Genomic DNA, 18,367 nt, shown 5'->3' on the forward strand with positions numbered 1-18,367 from the left:
GCCCGTCCTGAAATTGGATTTAGAGGATCGACGCGACGCCCGACAGCGCGACCGTGGAGCCGTTCGACAGCTTGAGGCCCGGCGCACCGCCGGACATCTGCACGACGCTTTGCACTTGCGAAGCCGACAGCGTCGTCGCGGTCGCCTGCTGGCCGTTGATCGTGCCTTGCGCGGTGATCGTGTACGTGCCGTCGGCGAGCGTGGCGCCCTTCGAATCGACCGGCGTCCAGCCCGTCACCGGCACGACGCCCGCGCCTTGCGCGCCGAGGTCGAGCGTGTTGACGATCTGGCCCGACGAGTTCTTCACGACGATCTGCAGGTCGCTCACGTCGTTGGCCAGTTGCACGCCGAAGCTCGACGACTTGCCGCTCGACACCGTCATGTTGTTGCCTGCGGCGAGCACGTTCGAGCCGATGAGCAGCGCCGCCTGCGTCTGCTGGCCGGCGGAAAGCTGAGTCGCGAGCGAGGACAGCGACGTGTTCAGCTGGCCGATGCCCGTCACCGTGTTGATCTGCGCGAGCTGCGAGGTCATCTGCGAGCTGTCGGCGGGATTCGTCGGATCCTGGTTCTTGAGCTGCGTCACGAGCAGCGTCAGGAATGTGTTCTGCAGATCCGACGCCGATTGCGCGCCGGTCGCCGAGGTCGACGACGTCGACGAGCTCGACGATGCGCCGTTCATGGTGTCGAGCAGCGTCTGCGACACCGTGGTGCCGTTGCTGCCGATGGTTGTGCTGGTCGTCACGTTGTGTTCCTTGAGTGTCTCTATCAGGTTCCGATGGTCAGGGTCTTGAGCATCAGTTGCTTGGCGGTGTTGAGCGTCTCGACGTTCGCCTGATAGGAACGCGACGCGGAAATCATGTTGACCATCTCCTGCACCGGATCGACGTTGGGCAGCGTCACATAGCCGTCCGCGTTCGCCGCCGGGTTGCTCGGGTCGTAGCTGGTCTTCATCGGGCTCGGATCGTCGACGACGCCCGTCACCTGCACGCCGCCGACCTGCTGGCCCGACGCGGTCTTCGCGCCGCCGAGCGGATCGACCGCGAACACGACCTGCTTGGCCTTGTACGGCTTGCCGTCGGGGCCGGTCGTGCTGTCCGCGTTCGCGAGGTTGGACGCGGTGACGTTCAGGCGCTGCGCCTGGGCTGACATCGCCGAGCCGGCGACGTTGAAGATGTTCATCAAGGAAGGCATGTGTTTCTCCTACTGCGCTCAACTGTTCGACGTAATCGCCGACAACATCGATTTGATTTGCGACGACAGCACCGTCATGCCCGCCTCGAAGTGCAGCGCGTTGTCCGCGAACTGCACGCGTTCCGAGTCGAGATCGACCGTGTTGCCGTCGAGCGACGGCTGGCTCGGCACGCGATAGGCGAGCTTGCCGTAGTCGTCGCTCGGGCCGCCCGACGCGGACAGCGTCGACGTGCCGCTCATGTGGCCCTTGGCCGTCGTCGCCATGCCGCCGCTCGTGCTGACGCGGACGGGTTGCGCCATCTTCAGCGTCGAGCCGTTCGATGCGCTGCCGCCCTGCTTGAGCGCGCCCGCGAGCGCGCTCGAAAAGTCGACGTCGCGCGCCTTGTAGCCGGGGGTGTCGGCGTTGGCGATATTCGACGACAGCAATTCCTGCCGATACGCGCGCACGTCGAGCGCCTCGCGGCCAAATGCGAATTCCTTGTCGAGTCTGTCAAGCATTGCGGTTTCTCCTGTCGGCAGCGCCGGGGCCTTTTTGCATGACACGCATCTTAGGAGCGGCGCGCAATAACTAATCCGACGAATAACCGGGAAACGGGGCCTCTATTCGACGCTTGCGTTATCCGGCCGATATCTAGAATTCGTCTCGTTGCCGATTGCGGGTCTTTTTCCCGCCGCAAACGGATCAATGCAGTCGCCGCATCGTTTGCGGCCCGATCGGATCAGGTACGGAGAAAGTCGATGAGCAGGTCCGCGAAACGTGCATCGAACCCTACGGCTCGCGCCGCAGCGACGTTCGCGCGCCGCACGCTGCGCGGTCTGGCCGGCGTGTCTCTATGGATGGGCGTGGCTGCGCTCGCACAGGCGCAGCAGGCCGACGGCCCGATCGTCATTCCGGGCAACGCCGAAACCAATCCGGCCGCCGCCGCCGACATGGCCCAAAAGCTGACGGCACGCGCCGCGACGCCCGTTGCCGCGGCGCCCGCGCCTGAAACAACGCGTCCGGGCCCGAGCGGCTATCGCGCCGCGACCAAAGCCGCCGACGCCGCGATGCGCAACGCCGCGCTCGAACTCGACGCCCGCGCCGACGCCGCCGACGATTCGATGAACAGCGCGATGAACGACGCGAGCGGCATGATCGTGATTCCCGGACCGGGCGAAGCGAAGCCTGCGCGCGCGGTTGCGGTTGCGGCGCCTGCGCTTCAGAAAGCGCCGGCCGCATCCGCTTCGCGCGAGGTGATGCCCGTCGTCGTGACGCGCGACGATGGCGTCGTCCGCGGCGCGAGCGTCAAGCCCGTCGCGGCCAGCCCCGCGACGCCCGTCGCCGCCACCGCTTCGCCGATGAAGCGCGTGAGCTTCAATCCGTCGGCGGCAGCAGCAACGCCGGCCGCAGCGGCAGCCGCCACCATGCAAGACGGCGAATCGATCCGCCTCACCGCGCTCAACTTTCTTCAGCAGCAGGCCGCCGGCTTGCCGGGCAAGGTCGACATCACCGTGACGCCGGTCTTTCCGCGCGGTCTCGCGGCGTGCTCGGCGCTCGATCCGTTCATGCCGACGGGCGCGCGCCTCTGGGGTCGACTGACGGTCGGCGTGCGCTGCGTCGGCGAGCGTCCGTGGACGCTTTACGTGCAGGCGCGCGTATCGATCAACGCCACTTACTACACCGCCGCGCGCGCAATCGCGCCGGGCGAAGTGCTGAACAACGCCGATCTCGTCGCCCGCGACGGCGATCTCACCGTGATGCCGCAGGCCATCGTCACCGATCCGGCTCAGGCCGTCGGCGCAGTCGCACTGTCGCGCGTGCCGGCCGGCCTGCCGCTGCGCACCGACATGCTGCGCGCGTCGACGTCGGTGTCGATCGGCCAGACCGTGCACGTCGTCGCCGGCGGCTCCGGATTCTCGATTTCCGCCGACGGCACCGTGATGAACAACGCGGCGCCCGGCCAGCAAGTACGCGTCAAAACCGCCGGTGGCCAGATCATCACCGGCATCGTGAAGGACAGTCAGACGGTGGAAGTGGCCCTGTAAAACGGGATGTGTTCGGTCCCCCACACTTGTTTCATTTTGTTGCAAATGCGCTCGATGCCCGCCAAATAAGGCTCAGAGCGCGATAGGCAGAGCGAACGGCAGTTGGCAGTCCGGCGTCAGGGTAAAGTTTTCAAGACCCGTCGCCGTTAAAGGACTCAACACGTTCGGGAATGGAAATCGTGAAGATCGAATCGAATAGCAACACCAATCTGGCTGGCCTTCAAGACAATCTGCCGCGCGCGTCGCAAAACGACGCGAAAGGTGCCGCGGGCACCGTGCAGCAATCGCAAGCGGGCGCGAGCCCGGCGAAGAATTCGACGGTGAGTCTGTCGTCGGTTTCGAGCGACTTGCGCGCATCGAGCGGCTCGGACATCGACACGGCGAAAGTCGAGTCGATCAAGGCCGCAATCCGCGACGGCAGCCTGAAGATGGACACCAGCAAGATCGCCGACGGCATTTTGAGCACCGCTCGCGACCTGCTGCAAACGAGAACCCCGCCGACCGGCGGCTGAACGCTTCCGTAGCGCCTTGCGCGTGACGGCGAGCGTTGGCGACACCGGGCGGCTTTTCAAACCGCTTTTCGAGCGATGCAATGAGAGACGCCCTGCTTGCCACTGTCACCGAAGAAGTCGCCGCTGTTCTGGCCTTCGAATCCCTCCTCGAGGTCGAGGAAAAAGCGCTGATCGCCGCGCAGCCGCTTCCGGCGCTGCCGACGATCATCGAGAACAAGACCGCGCTCACCGAACGCATCTCCGCTCTCGAAAAGGCGCGCGACGAACAATTGAACGCGCTCGGTTTTCCCGGCGGCTTCGTCGGCATGGAAGCGGCCGCTGCGGGCGACAGCAAGATCGCCGAGCAATGGGCGCTGCTCACCGCCGCGGCCCGCCGCGCGAAACAGGGCAACAACAACAACGGCGTGCTGATCCGCACCCGCATGGAATACAACCGCAAGGCGCTCGCCGCGTTGCAGGTCGCTCCGTCGAAGGGCGGCTTCTACGGTCCGGACGGCCGCGTGCCCGGCGCCTGATCGCCTGTCATTGCCGTTTCTCGCCTCTCGAACGGCGCGCGCTTCTCGCGAGGCGCGCGCCGCTTTTGTTTCCCGCGCTTTCATCGGCCGAATAACCCCCTTTTCCCCGGCTTTATCCGCCGATGGCTGCTCGACGCCTTCCGCAATAATCGCTTTCATCAAAAAGCGGCTTCGTGCCGCTCGCATGTGAAACCGATGGAAGCGATGGAGTAAGGCCCGGTGGCAGAAGAAAGCGATCTCGAAAAAACCGAATCAGCGACTCCCAAGCGCCTGGAAAAGGCGCGGGAGGACGGTCAGGTTGCGCGTTCGCGCGAGCTCGCGTCGTTCGCGCTGCTGGCGGCGGGTTTTTTCGGCGTGTGGGCGTTGTCGGGGCCGATCAACCAGCATTTGCAGACGATTCTTCGCGGCGCGTTCACGTTCGATCACGCGACGGTGCTGGACACGCACCAGATGATGATCGGCGCGGCGAACGCGGGCCGGGAAGGTCTCTTCGCCGTTTTGCCCGTGCTGCTGCTGACCGGATTCGCCGCGCTCGTCGCGCCGATGGCTCTCGGCGGCTGGCTCATCACGACGAAACCGCTCGCGCCGAACTTCGGGCGTCTGAATCCGATCAGCGGTCTCGGCAAGATTTTCTCGATGCAAGGCCCGGTGCAGCTCGGCATGTCGCTCTTGAAGACGGCGGTGGTCGGCGGCATGGCGGGCTGGGCGATGTGGAGCCGCAAGGCCGAAGTGCTCGGCCTTTTGACGAAGCCGCTCGATCTCGCGCTCGCCGACGCGATGCACATGATCTTCGTGTGCTGCGCGATGGCGATCGGCGGACTGTTTCTCGTCGCGGCCGTCGACGTGCCGTATCAGCTTTACTCGCACGCGAAGAAGCTGCGCATGAGCAAGGAAGAAGTGAAGCGCGAGCACAAGGAAAACGAAGGCGATCCGCACATCAAGGGCAAGATCCGCCAGCAGCAGCGCGCGGCCGCGCGTCGCCGGATGATGCAGGCGATTCCGACCGCCGATGTCATCGTCACGAACCCGACGCACTTCGCCGTCGCGCTGAAGTACGCCGACGGCGAGATGCGCGCGCCGAAGGTGGTCGCGAAGGGCGTGAATCTGGTCGCGGCGCGCATCCGCGAACTGGGCCGCGAGCACAACGTGCCGCTGCTCGAAGCGCCGCCGCTCGCGCGTGCGCTGTATCACAACGTCGAGATCAACCGCGAGATTCCGGGCGCGTTGTACGGCGCGGTCGCGCAAGTGCTGGCGTGGGTCTACCAGCTCAAGCGCTACAAGGAAGATGGCGGCATCAAGCCGGACGAACCGTCCGATCTCGAGGTGCCGAAGGACCTGGACAAAGGCGGCGTTTCCGACGCCGACGCCGATCAGGAAGCTGCCGAAGCCCTGGCTGGCGACAACACTGACAATGGAGCCGCAGCATGAACGCGCGCGCTGGATTTTTCGCCAAACGGCCCGACGCGCTGGGCGCGCAGAACCTTCGCGCCTTAGCCGGCCCGATCCTGATCTGCATGATCTTGGGCATGATGATTCTGCCCTTGCCGGCGTTCCTGCTGGATCTGTTGTTCACCTTCAACATCGCGCTGTCGGTGATGGTGCTGCTCGTCAGCATGTACACGCAAAAGCCGCTCGATTTCGCGGCGTTCCCGAGCGTGCTGCTGTTCTCGACGCTGCTGCGCCTGTCGCTGAACGTCGCGTCGACGCGTATCGTGCTGCTCGAGGGTCACACCGGCCCGGACGCGGCCGGTCAGGTGATCGAATCGTTCGGGCACTTTCTCGTCGGCGGGAATTTCGCGGTCGGTATCGTCGTGTTCGTGATTCTGATGATCATCAACTTCATGGTGATCACGAAGGGCGCGGGACGTATCGCCGAAGTCGGCGCGCGCTTCACGCTCGATGCGATGCCCGGCAAGCAGATGGCCATCGACGCCGATCTGAACGCCGGTCTCATCAACGAGGAAACGGCGAAGAAGCGCCGTCAGGCGGTCGCGCAGGAAGCCGAGTTCTACGGTTCGATGGACGGTGCGTCGAAGTTCGTGCGCGGCGACGCGATCGCGGGCTTGCTCATCATGGTCATCAACGTGGTGGGCGGGCTGATCGTCGGCATGCTCCAGCACGACATGGACTTCGGGCACGCGGCGACCAACTACACGCTGCTCACGATCGGCGACGGCCTCGTCGCGCAGATTCCGTCGCTCATCATCTCGACGGCGGCGGGCGTGATCGTGTCGCGCGTCGCGACCGAGGAAGACATCGGCACGCAGCTGACCGGCCAGTTGTTCCAGAACCCGCGCGTCTTGATGATTACAGGCGTGATCATCGGCGTGATGGGCCTGATTCCGGGCATGCCGCACTTCGCGTTCATGCTGCTCGGCGGCGGCCTCATCTACGCCGCGCGCACGATGAACAAGCGCGCCGAAGCGAAGAAGAAAAGCGCCGTCACCGATGTCACGCCGCTCCAGGCGAGCGCGGCTGCGGCTTCCGCCGAAAATGCCGAGGCCAGTTGGGAGGACGTGTCGCTCATCGATCCGCTCGGGCTCGAGGTGGGTTATCGCCTGATTCCGCTCGTCGATCGCAACAGCGACGGCGAATTGCTCAAGCGGATCAAGGGCATCCGCAAGAAATTCGCGCAGGAAATCGGCTTTTTGCCGCCGGTCATCCATATTCGCGACAATCTCGAACTGCGGCCGAACGGTTATCGCATTGCGCTGAAGGGCGTGGAAGTGGGCGTCGGCGAAGCGTTTCCGGGTCAGTGGCTCGCGATCAATCCGGGACAGGTCTCGGCCGCGCTGCCGGGCGCGCAGACGCAGGATCCGGCGTTCGGTCTGCCGGCGGTGTGGATCGATACGAATCTGCGCGAACAGGCTCAGGTCTACGGCTACACGGTCGTCGATGCGAGCACGGTGGTCGCGACGCATTTGAATCACCTCGTCGTGACGCATGCTGCCGAATTGCTCGGCCGTCAGGAAGTGCAGGCGCTGCTGGAGCGCATCGGCAAGGACACGCCTTCGCTGACGGAAGATCTCGTGCCGAAGGTCATTTCGCTTACGACGCTGCAGAAGGTGTTGCAGAACCTGCTGGACGAAAGCGTGCCGATCCGCGACATGCGTACGATTCTCGACGCGTTGCAGGAACACGCGCCGCGTGTTTCGGATGCACACGATCTCACGGCGGCGGTACGTCTCGCGCTGGGCCGCGCGATCACGCAGCAGTGGTATCCGGGCAACGACGATCTGCAGGTGATGGGCCTCGATCCGACGCTGGAGCGCGTGCTGTCGCAGGCATTGTCGACGGGTCCGAATCCGGGACTGGAACCGGGACTCGCGCAGACGCTGATGAACTCGACGCAAAACGCGATCATGCGTCAGCAGAACCTGGGCTTGCCGCCGGTGCTGCTCGTGCAGCATTCGCTGCGCGCGATGCTGGCGCGGTTCCTGCGCCGGAGCTTGCCGCAGTTGAAGGTGATCTCGTATGCCGAAGTGCCGGATACGAGGAATGTGAAGGTGGTGAATTTGATTGGGGCGTGATGTTCCGCTTCAATGAAGGACCGAACCGATCAGACTTCGAAGGTTTCGCGCATCGAAGACGACGGTCTTCCAGGTGTAGTAGTTGGCGCGTTCGAACTGTGCCTTGCCGACGGCCAACTGACTCTCGGCGATCGCCAGTATGTGCCCTGACTTCTTTGCCTCGCGATACTGCATGTGAATCAATTCCCCTTCCAGGAGTCGCGTGTCGCTCATGGCTGCAATGACGATCGACGGCGTCGGCGTCTCGATCACGTGGTCCGCGATGAATTTCCCTGAGATGGGCAGTTCGACCTCGGCATAGTGCTTCAAGTCGAATTCTTGGGCTATGTCGGCAATCGTGCGTGACAAGCGTCCCTTGAAATCACTTCCCGATCGGCGTTCGACGCGCGACGTCGCCACACCGTAAAGCTGCTGCGCCGCCTCGGCCACGCGAAACACGTAGGGGACCACCAGCCGCTCGTCCATTGTCGTGGCGCGAATGACTTCGTCGTTGCAAAGACGCGCCGGACTGTACTGCAAAAGGCTCTGCGACCACTGCTCGACGGCGCCGGACTCGACGTCCCCGCCGATCATGCTTGCGCAAAGGCAAGCCTCACCGTTCTCGTCGATCGAAAACGCGCCATCGCGAACGCGCACTCGAACCACCACGCGATCTCCGGTGCCCGGATACTCGAGCGGAGTGACGATGCGAAACACCTGACGCGGATCTTCGTGAACTTCGAAGAGCGCGCATACCGTTCGCTTCAGGAATTCGGCTAACACAATAAATCGCCTTGACCGTTTTGCTCGTTAGAGATCGTGATGCCTGTCGCTCGGCAAAATAGGACGATGAGCGCCGAGCGATCATCTGTGACGCGCGGATCGAAAATTCGAGATGACTTGAGGTTAAGCTCCGGCGCGCCCGGCAGCAAGCGATTCCGATAATCGATGGTCGTTTCGGAGGGCATCTTGCAATGCACGCCTCTATGGCTCGGATGATAGTGAAACTCCAACAGCGGATACAAATCGCCTTGAGGCAAAGTCCAGAGCAGGTGTCCGTAGAACGATCGATCCATTAGCTCTTCGCCATCGCGCCACATGAACAGCACGCAGTGCGCATCCGAAACGGGAATCAGATCGGTGGCCTGGACACGCGGACGCGCCATTCTGCTGAATGGCTTCGGCCACTTGCTCTTGTTCATCTGCCTGAACTTGGGCGACGCAGTCAGCGTCTTGAACGCCTGCTTGTGGGCAAGCAATTGATCGGATTCCAATGCTGCTCTCTCGGTCTGCAATCGGCAAAATCTGTCTTGGATTCCGCTGATGCTAACCGCGTCCGCACCGCAAATTATCTCGTACAACGAATGTTTCAGTCATCGATAAAGCGGCTTGTCCGCAGGCAACCCCTAGCGCTCAACACTCCACGATATTCACCGCCAATCCGCCGCGCGAAGTCTCTTTATATTTGGTCTTCATATCCGCGCCCGTCTCCCTCATGGTCTTGATTACCGAATCGAGCGAAACGTAGTGCGATCCGTCCCCGCGCATCGCCATGCGCGCCGCGTTGACCGCCTTGACCGAACCCATCGCGTTACGCTCGATGCACGGAATCTGCACCATTCCGCCGACCGGATCGCACGTCAGCCCGAGGTTATGCTCCATGCCGATTTCCGCCGCATTCTCGACTTGCGCCGGCGTGCCGCCGAGCACCGCGGCCAGCGCGCCCGCCGCCATCGAACACGCGACGCCGACTTCGCCCTGACATCCGACTTCCGCGCCGGAAATCGACGCATTCATCTTGTACAGAATGCCGATGGCCGCAGCCGTCAGCAAAAAATCGATCACGCCTTGCGTATTCGATCCCGGCACGAAGCGATCGTAGTAATGCAACACCGCCGGAATGATGCCCGCCGCGCCGTTGGTCGGCGCCGTCACGACGCGTCCGCCGATCGCGTTCTCCTCGTTCACGGCAATCGCGTAGAGATTGATCCAGTCGATCATCGACAACGGATCGCGCAACGCCTGCTCGGGCTTTTCAGCCAGCGCGCGATAAAGCTGCGGCGCGCGCCGCTTCACCTGAAACGGCCCCGGCAGATGCCCTTCCGCTTCCGGATTGCCGATGCCGCACCCGCGCGCGACGCAATCCTGCATCACGTCCCAGATGCGCAGCAGCCCGCTGCGAATCTCGTCTTCCGAACGCCACACGCGCTCGTTTTCCCACATCAGTTGCGCGATCGATTTGCCCGAGTCCGCGCACATCTTCATCAGCTCGTCGCCGGTCTGGAACGGATACGGCAACTGCTCGTGCGCCGTCAGCACCGCCGTATTCGCCGCGCCCGCCGTCACGACGAATCCGCCGCCAACAGACAGATACGTCGCCTCGCGCAGCAACGCGCCGTTCGCATCGAACGCGTAGAGCTTCATGCCGTTCGGATGCTCCGGCAGCGCCTGCCGGTAGAACGCGATGTTCTCCTTGATCGTGAACGGAATCTGGCGCGCGCCGAGCAGCGCGAGCGTTTTCGATGTTCGCACTTGCTCCAGGCGCGGCACGATGCTCGAAGCATCGACGGTATCGGGCGCGTCGCCCATCAGGCCGAGCATCACGCCGCGATCGGTGCCGTGGCCCTTGCCCGTCGCGCCGAGGGAGCCGTACAGCTCGCATTTCACCGATGCCGTCGACTCCAGCAGTTCGTCGCGCTCGAGCCCCTGCGCGAACATCAACGCGGCGCGCATCGGTCCGACGGTGTGCGAGCTCGAAGGTCCGATGCCGATCTTGAAGAGGTCGAATACGCTGACTGCCATGACATCACCTGACTGAAAGAATTAACGCGCCGGCAGCGGCAGACACACCGCGAGCCACGCGGGCGGCGCGGGCGCGAGCCGCAGCGCCACCGGCGCGTAGCGGCCGTCGAGACGCGCCGCGAGATGAAAGAGTTCCGCCGCGTTCCTCGGATCCCACTGACCCGAGTAACCCGGCAATCCTGCTTCGCGCCGCTTGGCGTCGAAAGGCACGGACGACTTCACGAATTCGTCGTGCGTCTTCGTGCCGAGCGCATACGGCGTGAGCCAGTTGAGCGCCACGGCCAGTGTCGCACCCGACTGCGCGCGCTCCGGCAGCCAGTTGCGGTTGTGCCTGCGCGCGGCGAGCGCCGCCGTCACGAGCGGCTGAAGATCGTGGGTGACGTAGCGCAGCGCATCGCGTTCGGCGAAATCGACCGTGGATCCGTCCGGCGCGATGTTGTCGCCGATATGTTCGATAAAAAGCCGCTGCGCCGCGTTGATGAGCTTGCGGTCGTCGATGGTGAACGCGCCCATCGCCACCAGCTTCACGCGATGGCTCTGCCAGTTGTTGCGATAGCTGCCGGTCAGCGGGCGCGGCTGCTTGTCCATATCGTCGATATAACCGCTCACCATCTTCGTGATGAACGCGTTCGCCGCGTTGCGCGTCTTGACCGGCAGCGCGCTCGCCGTGAGGTCGTACGCGAGAATCAGCGATTCGAAATTCGTTTCGTCGATCGGATTGAAGCTCGGCTGATACGTGGTCGTCCACGCGAACAGGAAGCGGTCGACGAGACGCAGGTAACGTTCGTCGCCGGTCGCGCGCCACGCGAGCGCGGCGTCGCGCATCAGGCCGAGGTCTTTTTCCGCTTCGACGCTTTCGTCGTAGATGCCTTCGTGCGGCAGCGTGCCTTCCGTATGCAGCTTCGCGCGCGGCTTCGGCTGATCGTTCACGCGCGACTGCACCATTTTCACGAGGGCCTTCACACCGGGATCGGCGTTGGTGCGCTCGCTCGTCTGCATCGCGGGCGCGGCGCAGAAATTCATCGCGGCGTGCGCGGACGATGCGGCAAGCAACATCACCCCGAGCATCGCCAGCGCCGCGCACGCGCGGGTCGTCCCTTTCACCTCTCGCACCTTGAGCGCCATGTGAACTCCCTGTTTTGGCTTTTGGTCCGGGGTGAGATGTTAGCCGTTCTGGAACGCGCCGCAAAACCGCCCGACGAAGCTTTACGCTTTCGGGCGGCGCTCTCTCAGGTTCGTGCGCGTAGCCTTACTCGTCCGCGTATTCCGATACCGGCACGCACGAGCACATCAGATTGCGGTCGCCATAAGCGTTGTCCGCACGGCCGACCGGCGACCAGTACTTGCGCGCGATCAGCGACTTCAGCGGATACGAGGCCGCTTCGCGCGTGTACTTGTGCTCCCACGCATCCGATGCGACGACCGCCGCCGTGTGCGGCGCGTTCTTCAGCACGTTGTCCTCGCGATCGGCGCGGCCTTCTTCGACCGCGCGGATTTCCTCGCGGATCGCGATCATCGCGTCGATGAAGCGGTCGAGTTCCTCCTTCGATTCCGATTCCGTCGGCTCGACCATCAGCGTGCCCGGAACCGGGAAGCTCATCGTCGGCGCGTGGAAGCCGTAGTCGATCAGGCGCTTCGCGACGTCTTCCACCGAGATGCCGCTCGATTCCTTGATCGGACGCACATCGAGAATGCATTCGTGCGCGACCAGTCCGCCCGCGCCGCTGTACAGCACCGGATAGTGCGGCGCGAGACGCTTCGCGACATAGTTCGCCGCGAGAATCGCGCTTTCGGTGGCGGCGGTGAGGCCGCTCGCGCCCATCATCGCGATGTACATCCACGAGATCGGCAGAATCGCGGCCGAGCCGTACGGCGCCGACGACACCGCGCCGATGCCTGCTTCATCGCGCTTGTAGCCAGTGGACGTCTGATTCGGCAGGAACTTCGCCAGATGCGCGCCGACCGCGACCGGACCGACGCCCGGTCCGCCGCCGCCGTGCGGAATGCAGAACGTCTTGTGCAGATTCAAGTGCGATACGTCGCCGCCGAACTGGCCGGGCGCGCAGAGACCGACCATCGCGTTCATGTTCGCGCCGTCGACATACACCTGGCCGCCGTGCGCGTGCACGATGTCGCAGATTTCGCGGACGTTGCGCTCGAACACGCCGTGCGTCGACGGATACGTGATCATGATCGCCGCGAGATTCGCCGAATGCTTTTCGGCCTTCGCCTTCAGATCGTCGATATCGACGTTGCCGTTCGCATCGCACGCGACGACGACGACCTGCATGCCCGCCATCTGCGCCGACGCCGGATTCGTGCCGTGCGCGGACGCCGGAATCAGACACACGTTGCGATGCCCTTCGCCGCGCGACTCGTGATACGCGTGAATGATGAGCAAGCCCGCGTACTCGCCTTGCGAACCGGCGTTCGGCTGCAACGACACCGCCGCGTAACCCGTGCACGCGACGAGCATCTGTTCGAGCTGATCGATCATCGTCCGATAGCCGACCGTCTGCTCGGCGGGCGCGAACGGATGAATCGCCGCGAACTCGGGCCACGTGACCGGCAGCATTTCCGAGGTCGCGTTGAGCTTCATCGTGCAGGAACCGAGCGGGATCATCGTGCGGTCGAGCGCGAGGTCTTTATCCGCGAGACTGCGCAGATAGCGCAGCATTTCGTGCTCGGAGTGGTGGCGATTGAAAACCGGATGCGTCAGATACTCGCTCGTGCGATGCAGTGCCTGCGGCAGCGAATCCGTCACCGATTGATCGAGCGCGTCGATATCGAACGTTTCGGTCTTGCCCGCGACTTCCGCAAAGAGCGCGAAGAGCTTCTGCAAGTCGTCGCGCGTGGTGGTTTCATCGAGCGAAACGCCGACCTGGCTCGCGCTCACATGACGCAGATTGATGTGCGCGGCGTACGCGGCCTGATGCAGCGCGGTCGTGCTCGCGCCGCTTTCGATCGTGACGGTATCGAAGAACGTGTCGTTCGCGATCGTGTAGCCGAGCTTCTTTACGCCCGCCGCAAAGATCGACGCCACGCGATTCACGCGCAGCGCGATCGTCTTGAGACCGCGCGGGCCGTGATAGACCGCGTACATGCTCGCCATGATCGCGAGCAGCGCCTGCGCCGTGCAGACATTCGACGTCGCCTTCTCGCGACGGATGTGCTGCTCGCGCGTCTGGAGCGCGAGACGCAGCGCCGGATTGCCCTGCGCATCGACGGTCACGCCAACGAGACGGCCCGGCATCTGGCGCTTGAATTCATCGCGCACGGCCATGTATGCCGCGTGCGGCCCGCCGAAGCCGACCGGCACGCCGAAACGCTGCGTATTGCCGATCGCGACATCCGCGCCCCATTCGCCCGGCGGCGTGATGAGCGTCAGCGCGAGCAGATCCGCCGCGGCGACGACATGGCCGCCCGCCGCGTGGATCGCTTCGGCGAGCGCGCGATAGTCGCGCACATCGCCGTTCGCGCCCGGATATTGCAGCAGCACGCCGAATGCATTCGCGCTGGCGGCATCGGCGGCGGGACCGACTTTCACGTCGATGCCCGCCGGCTTCGCGCGCGTCTTCACGACTTCGATCGTCTGCGGCAGCACGTCGTCGGCAACGTAGAACACGTTCGACTTCGGCTTGCCGATGCGTTGCAGCAGCGTCATCGCTTCGGCGGCGGCGGTGGATTCGTCGAGCAGCGAGGCGTTGGCCATCGCGAGGCCAGTCAGGTCCATGACCATCTGCTGGAAATTGAGCAGCGCTTCGAGGCGCCCTTGCGAAATTTCCGGCTGATAGGGCGTGTATGCCGTGTACCACGCCGGATTTTCGAGCACGTTGCGCAGGATCACCGCCGGCGTGTGCGTGCCGTAGTAACCCTGGCCGATGTAAGTCCGGAACACCAGATTCTCGTCCGCCAGCTTGCGCAGATACGCGAGCGCTTCCGCCTCGCTTTTCGGCTGCGTGAACGCGCCGAGCGGCAGCGTGTCCTTGCGGCGGATCGATTCAGGAATCACCGCGTCGATGAACGCCGCGCGCGACGCGAAACCGAGCGCGTCGAGCATCGCGCGCTGGTCGGCATCATCGGGGCCGATGTGCCGCTCGGCGAATGCGTCGTGGCATTCGAGCGCGGCGAGTGACAGGGATGTGCGGTTCATCAGGCGATCCGGGTGTTCGAGCTTCATGTGAATTCCTGCGACGCGGCTCGCTCTTGGTCTGCGCGAGCCGCCATCGTCATTGAGATGGGTTATTCGCCGATCGACTTGCCGTAGCCTTCGGCGTCGAGCAGCTTGTCGAGCGTGGCGTCGCCGGCCGGCTTGATCTTGAAGAGCCAGCTTTCGTACGGCGCGCCGTTGACCTGATCGGGCGCCGAGGTCAGCGCGTCGTTCGATGCGACGATCTCGCCCGACACCGGCGCGTAAATATCGGAAGCGGCCTTCACCGATTCGATCACCGCGATCGCGTCGCCCGCCGCAACGGCCTTGCCCGCCGCGGGCAGTTCGACGAACACGATGTCACCGAGCGCTTCCTGCGCGTGATCGGTGATGCCGACGGTCAGCGTGCCATCGGATTCGGTGCGGACCCATTCGTGCGATTCGGTGTATTTCAGATCGGCCGGGATGCTCATTGGATGCTCCTTGCGTGGTTCTTTCGTGAGGTTCTTGATCGGAGGAAACGGGCGCGACGGCTTCAGGAAAGCTCAACCAGAACCTTGCCGTTGCGCACGAACGGAAGTTTTACCACGCGCGCCGGCAGTTGCTTGTCGCGGATGACGACCTGCACCGTGTCGCCGACGGCAACACCCGTGGGCACGCGCGCGAACGCGATCGACTCCTGCATCGACGGCGAAAACGTGCCGCTCGTGATTTCGCCGTCGCCGCGTTCCGTGACGACTTTCTGATGCGCGCGCAGCACGCCGCCCGCCTTGCCGTTTTCCTTGATGAGCACGAGCCCGACGAAGTTCGCCTTCGAGCCGTGCGCTTCGAGCGCGCTGCGGCCGACGAAATCGCGCGGCGTCTTCAGATCGACGGTCCACGCGAGGCCGGCGTCGAGGGGCGAGACGTTCTCGTCCATGTCCTGGCCGTAGAGGTTCATGCCGGCTTCGAGGCGCAGCGTGTCGCGCGCGCCGAGGCCGGCGGGCTTCACGCCTGCGTCGCGCAAAGCGTTCCAGAGCGCTTCCACATGCGTCGCTGGCACGACGATCTCGAAACCGTCCTCGCCGGTGTAGCCGGTGCGCGCGAGCATCAGTTCGCCGAATTGCGTCGACGGGAAAACGACCGCGTTGAACGGCTTGGTGTCCTGCGTCTGCGCGCGCGTGTCCGGCAGCACTTGCCAGGCTTTTTCGCGCGCGTTCGGACCTTGCACGGCGATGATCGCGAGGTCGCGACGCGGCGTGATGGAAAGGTTGAATTCGCCTTCGGCATTCAATTGACCGAACCAGGCGATGTCCTTCTCCGCCGTGCCCGCATTCACGACGACGCGAAAACTCGTTTCGGAGAAGTAGTAGACGATCAGATCGTCGATGACGCCGCCGTCGCCGTCGAGCAGGCAGGAATAGAGCGCTTTTCCGGGCGTCGTCAGCTTGTCGACGTTATTGGCGATCGCGTACTTGAAGAATTCGCGGACGGCCTCGCCTTCGAAATCGACGACGCGCATGTGCGAGACGTCGAACATGCCGGCGTCGGTACGCACCGCGCGGTGCTCGTCGATCTGCGAACCGTAGTTGACGGGCATGTCCCAGCCGCCGAAATCGACCATGCGCGCGTTGAGCGCGAGGTGAGCGGCGTGCAGCGGCGTGTGTTGAAGAGAAGTCATCGGGGCCTCGGTTCGCGATACAAAAAAGGCCACGCAGCGCACTATTCGCCTGCCGGATGCGCCTTTCGTGCTGCGGGAAGCAGCGCGCAAGGCCCATGCCGCGAGCGGTTGCGATGCGTGACCCCTCTGTCCTCGGTACCTGAGAGATTGCGCGAACCGTGCACGGCTGTGCCGCGGTCCATCGCGCGCCCCTTCGGTGGGCAACTGGCTCAATGACGAAGCCGCTGCCGCTCTCCAGAGTGCGAGGAAACTCGTTCCTCGACGCGGTCGGTCCTTTTGCCTGAGAGTTTGCGGGTATGCCCCTTCGGCGGCGCGGTCTTTCTCGTTGCGATGAAAGGCCACGCGCTCTCCCGACGCGTGCGGCAGAATTTACGCGACCGGATTAGGGTTGTCAAACGGATTCGGACTTGCGCGATTGCGCTTTTCCGCAGATTCGAAACCGATGCAAACGCGCGAGCGTGTATCGACAAATCCGTCGTAGTTTGTTTCAGAAGCAGCGCTTTTTCGCAATGAAATCACGCGTACACTGTTCGGATCGCGTGGATTCCTCTTCGACGAACATGGCCACGATCACCATCAACGGCGTTACTTATACAGGCAACCATGTGTCGGTTCGCGGCGGCCGCGTGCTCGTCGACGGCAAGAACGTGAGCGCCGGCGAAGCGACGCGCATCACGCTCGAAGTGCACGGCGACCTTCAGGCGTTTCAGGCGGACAACTGCGATACGGTCGCGGTTCACGGCGCGGTCGGCGTCGTGTCGACCGTATCGGGCAACGTGACTTGCGGCGATGTCGGTGGCGCGGTGTCGACGGTGTCGGGCAACGTGAACTGCGGCGACATCGCCGGCGAAGTGCGGACGACGTGCGGCAGCGTCAGCCGCCGCTAGGCGTCAGCCGCGCGCGAAGGGCACGCGCCGCCCTTCTTGCTCGCTCTGCATCGCGAGTTCGATGATCGTCATCGTGTCGACTGCGTCCTGCGGCGAAACCGGAAACGGCTTGCCATCCAGAATCGCCGCCGCCAACGCACGATAAAACTCGACGTACGCGCCATCTTTCGTGGCGAATTCGTGACGCAGATCGAGATCGCCATCGACCTCGCGCAACGTGCCCGGCGGATTCTTCGCGAACTCCGGGTTGCCCGGGCGCATCCCCGAACGCAACTGATCTTCCTGCGTATCGAGCCCGTTCTTCACGTAACTGCCGCGCGTGCCGTGGATCGCGAAACGCGGCGGCTCCAGCGCCGCGAGCGCGCTCGCGTGCAGGATCACTTCCTTGTCGGCGTAACCGAGCACGAGATGCACGTAGTCCGGCGCGTGCGCGTGGTCGCGATGCGCCTTCACGAACGCCGTCACCGTTTGCGGCGCGCCGAAGAGCGTCAGCGCCTGATCGATCAGATGCGGCCCCAGATCGAACAGCAGGCCGCCGCCGCGCTCCGCTTCCTCGCGCCAGCGCTGCGGCACTTTCGGGCGGAAACGGTCGAAATGCGATTCGTAATGCGTGATGCGCCCGAGCCGTCCGCTTTCGATGAGCGCGCGCACCGTCATGAAATCGCCGTCCCAGCGACGGTTGTGAAACGGCGCGAACACGAGCCCTTTCTGCTGCGCGAGATCGGCGAGCGTGCGGGCGTCGCGCGACGAAAGCGTCACCGGTTTGTCGACGACCACGTGTTTGCCCGCCGACAGCGCCCGATGCGCGAGATCGAAGTGCGTGTCGTTCGGCGTCGCGACGACGACGCACTGGAGTTCGTCGATGGCGAGCAGCGCGTCGAAATCCGCGACGATCCGCGCGTTCGGATAATCGGCCTGCGCGCGCTCGGCCTGCGACGTGGCGATGGCCGTGACTTCGGCGCGGCCGCAGTGCTCGATGACGGGCGCGTGAAACGTCGCGCCGGCGAGGCCGTAGCCCATTACGCCGACTTTGAGTGCTGTGTCCATACGGGCATCGTCCTGTCGTTGAATTGACCGGATATTGTGGCACGAACAGGGGCCGGAACCGCGCCGCCT

Annotated in this window: 17 protein-coding genes and 2 riboswitches; of the genes, 6 read left to right on the top strand and 11 right to left on the bottom strand. The window is 64.0% G+C overall.

Features of this window, described 5'->3' with window-relative positions; translation table 11 throughout:
* Positions 1 to 19: 19 nt before the first annotated feature.
* The 3 genes from NCR93_RS13360 to flgB are packed head-to-tail and all read right to left on the bottom strand — an operon-like array spanning position 20 to position 1,689.
* Entirely contained in the window at positions 20 to 742 is a 723-nt protein-coding gene (locus tag NCR93_RS13360) for a flagellar hook assembly protein FlgD (RefSeq protein ID WP_008352541.1), read from the bottom strand.
* A gap of 23 nt (positions 743 to 765) precedes the next feature.
* A complete protein-coding gene (flgC, locus tag NCR93_RS13365; protein WP_008352540.1) occupies positions 766 to 1,191 on the bottom strand; it encodes a flagellar basal body rod protein FlgC in 426 nt (141 codons plus the stop codon).
* Positions 1,192 to 1,209: 18 nt separating this feature from the next.
* On the bottom strand, positions 1,210 to 1,689 hold the full coding sequence (gene flgB, locus NCR93_RS13370; RefSeq protein WP_008352539.1) for a flagellar basal body rod protein FlgB: 480 nt from the start codon (positions 1,687 to 1,689) through the stop codon (positions 1,210 to 1,212).
* Between the two features lie 240 nt (positions 1,690 to 1,929).
* On the opposite strand from flgB, the gene flgA reads away from it, so the two are divergent.
* The 5 genes from flgA (at position 1,930) to flhA (ending at position 7,773) form a co-directional block, all read left to right on the top strand.
* Positions 1,930 to 3,216 carry a flagellar basal body P-ring formation chaperone FlgA gene (gene flgA, locus NCR93_RS13375; protein ID WP_034474487.1) on the top strand — a complete coding sequence of 429 codons (1,287 nt, stop codon included), beginning with the start codon at positions 1,930 to 1,932 and terminating at the stop codon, positions 3,214 to 3,216.
* Positions 3,217 to 3,386: 170 nt separating this feature from the next.
* Entirely contained in the window at positions 3,387 to 3,728 is a 342-nt protein-coding gene (gene flgM, locus NCR93_RS13380; protein ID WP_081851935.1) for a flagellar biosynthesis anti-sigma factor FlgM, read from the top strand.
* Positions 3,729 to 3,808: 80 nt separating this feature from the next.
* Positions 3,809 to 4,243 carry a flagella synthesis protein FlgN gene (locus NCR93_RS13385; protein ID WP_008352534.1) on the top strand — a complete coding sequence of 145 codons (435 nt, stop codon included), beginning with the start codon at positions 3,809 to 3,811 and terminating at the stop codon, positions 4,241 to 4,243.
* Positions 4,244 to 4,462: 219 nt separating this feature from the next.
* The gene (gene flhB, locus NCR93_RS13390; RefSeq protein ID WP_034474481.1) at positions 4,463 to 5,671 is read left to right on the top strand and encodes a flagellar biosynthesis protein FlhB; all 1,209 of its coding nucleotides are present in this window, start codon (positions 4,463 to 4,465) and stop codon (positions 5,669 to 5,671) included.
* On the top strand, positions 5,668 to 7,773 hold the full coding sequence (gene flhA / locus NCR93_RS13395; protein ID WP_250478916.1) for a flagellar biosynthesis protein FlhA: 2,106 nt from the start codon (positions 5,668 to 5,670) through the stop codon (positions 7,771 to 7,773). The genes flhB and flhA overlap by 4 nt, the downstream gene beginning before the upstream one ends.
* Before the next feature lie 9 nt (positions 7,774 to 7,782).
* On the opposite strand, the gene NCR93_RS13400 is transcribed toward flhA, so the two are convergent.
* From NCR93_RS13400 to gcvT, 7 genes are all read right to left on the bottom strand, one after another.
* Complete coding sequence (locus NCR93_RS13400) at positions 7,783 to 8,535, bottom strand: hypothetical protein (protein ID WP_034472301.1); 753 nt, start codon at positions 8,533 to 8,535, stop codon at positions 7,783 to 7,785.
* Positions 8,529 to 9,026, bottom strand: coding sequence for a hypothetical protein (locus NCR93_RS13405; RefSeq protein ID WP_034472304.1), 498 nt, complete (start codon positions 9,024 to 9,026; stop codon positions 8,529 to 8,531). The genes NCR93_RS13400 and NCR93_RS13405 overlap by 7 nt, the downstream gene beginning before the upstream one ends.
* A 139-nt stretch (positions 9,027 to 9,165) precedes the next feature.
* The gene (locus tag NCR93_RS13410; protein WP_034472306.1) at positions 9,166 to 10,554 is read right to left on the bottom strand and encodes an L-serine ammonia-lyase; all 1,389 of its coding nucleotides are present in this window, start codon (positions 10,552 to 10,554) and stop codon (positions 9,166 to 9,168) included.
* A gap of 21 nt (positions 10,555 to 10,575) precedes the next feature.
* Positions 10,576 to 11,679: an alginate lyase family protein gene (locus tag NCR93_RS13415; protein ID WP_502799852.1), complete on the bottom strand. Its 1,104-nt coding sequence runs from the start codon at positions 11,677 to 11,679 to the stop codon at positions 10,576 to 10,578.
* Between the two features lie 124 nt (positions 11,680 to 11,803).
* Positions 11,804 to 14,734, bottom strand: a complete 2,931-nt coding sequence (gene gcvP, locus NCR93_RS13420) for an aminomethyl-transferring glycine dehydrogenase (protein ID WP_175979651.1) — start codon at positions 14,732 to 14,734, stop codon at positions 11,804 to 11,806.
* A gap of 62 nt (positions 14,735 to 14,796) precedes the next feature.
* On the bottom strand, positions 14,797 to 15,177 hold the full coding sequence (gene gcvH, locus NCR93_RS13425) for a glycine cleavage system protein GcvH (protein WP_250440302.1): 381 nt from the start codon (positions 15,175 to 15,177) through the stop codon (positions 14,797 to 14,799).
* A gap of 62 nt (positions 15,178 to 15,239) precedes the next feature.
* A complete protein-coding gene (gene gcvT / locus NCR93_RS13430; RefSeq protein ID WP_250532241.1) occupies positions 15,240 to 16,364 on the bottom strand; it encodes a glycine cleavage system aminomethyltransferase GcvT in 1,125 nt (374 codons plus the stop codon).
* A 116-nt stretch (positions 16,365 to 16,480) separates the two neighbouring features.
* Positions 16,481 to 16,612: riboswitch (glycine riboswitch) on the bottom strand.
* A 9-nt stretch (positions 16,613 to 16,621) separates the two neighbouring features.
* Positions 16,622 to 16,727: riboswitch (glycine riboswitch) on the bottom strand.
* A 197-nt stretch (positions 16,728 to 16,924) separates the two neighbouring features.
* On the opposite strand from gcvT, the gene NCR93_RS13435 reads away from it, so the two are divergent.
* Entirely contained in the window at positions 16,925 to 17,251 is a 327-nt protein-coding gene (locus NCR93_RS13435; RefSeq protein ID WP_008352517.1) for a hypothetical protein, read from the top strand.
* A gap of 3 nt (positions 17,252 to 17,254) precedes the next feature.
* On the opposite strand, the gene NCR93_RS13440 is transcribed toward NCR93_RS13435, so the two are convergent.
* The gene (locus tag NCR93_RS13440) at positions 17,255 to 18,298 is read right to left on the bottom strand and encodes an oxidoreductase (RefSeq protein ID WP_175979653.1); all 1,044 of its coding nucleotides are present in this window, start codon (positions 18,296 to 18,298) and stop codon (positions 17,255 to 17,257) included.
* Positions 18,299 to 18,367 lie beyond the last annotated feature (69 nt).

It is taken from the genome of Caballeronia sp. ATUFL_F1_KS39, from assembly GCF_023630985.1.
GTDB classification, from domain to species: Bacteria; Pseudomonadota; Gammaproteobacteria; order Burkholderiales; family Burkholderiaceae; genus Caballeronia; species Caballeronia zhejiangensis.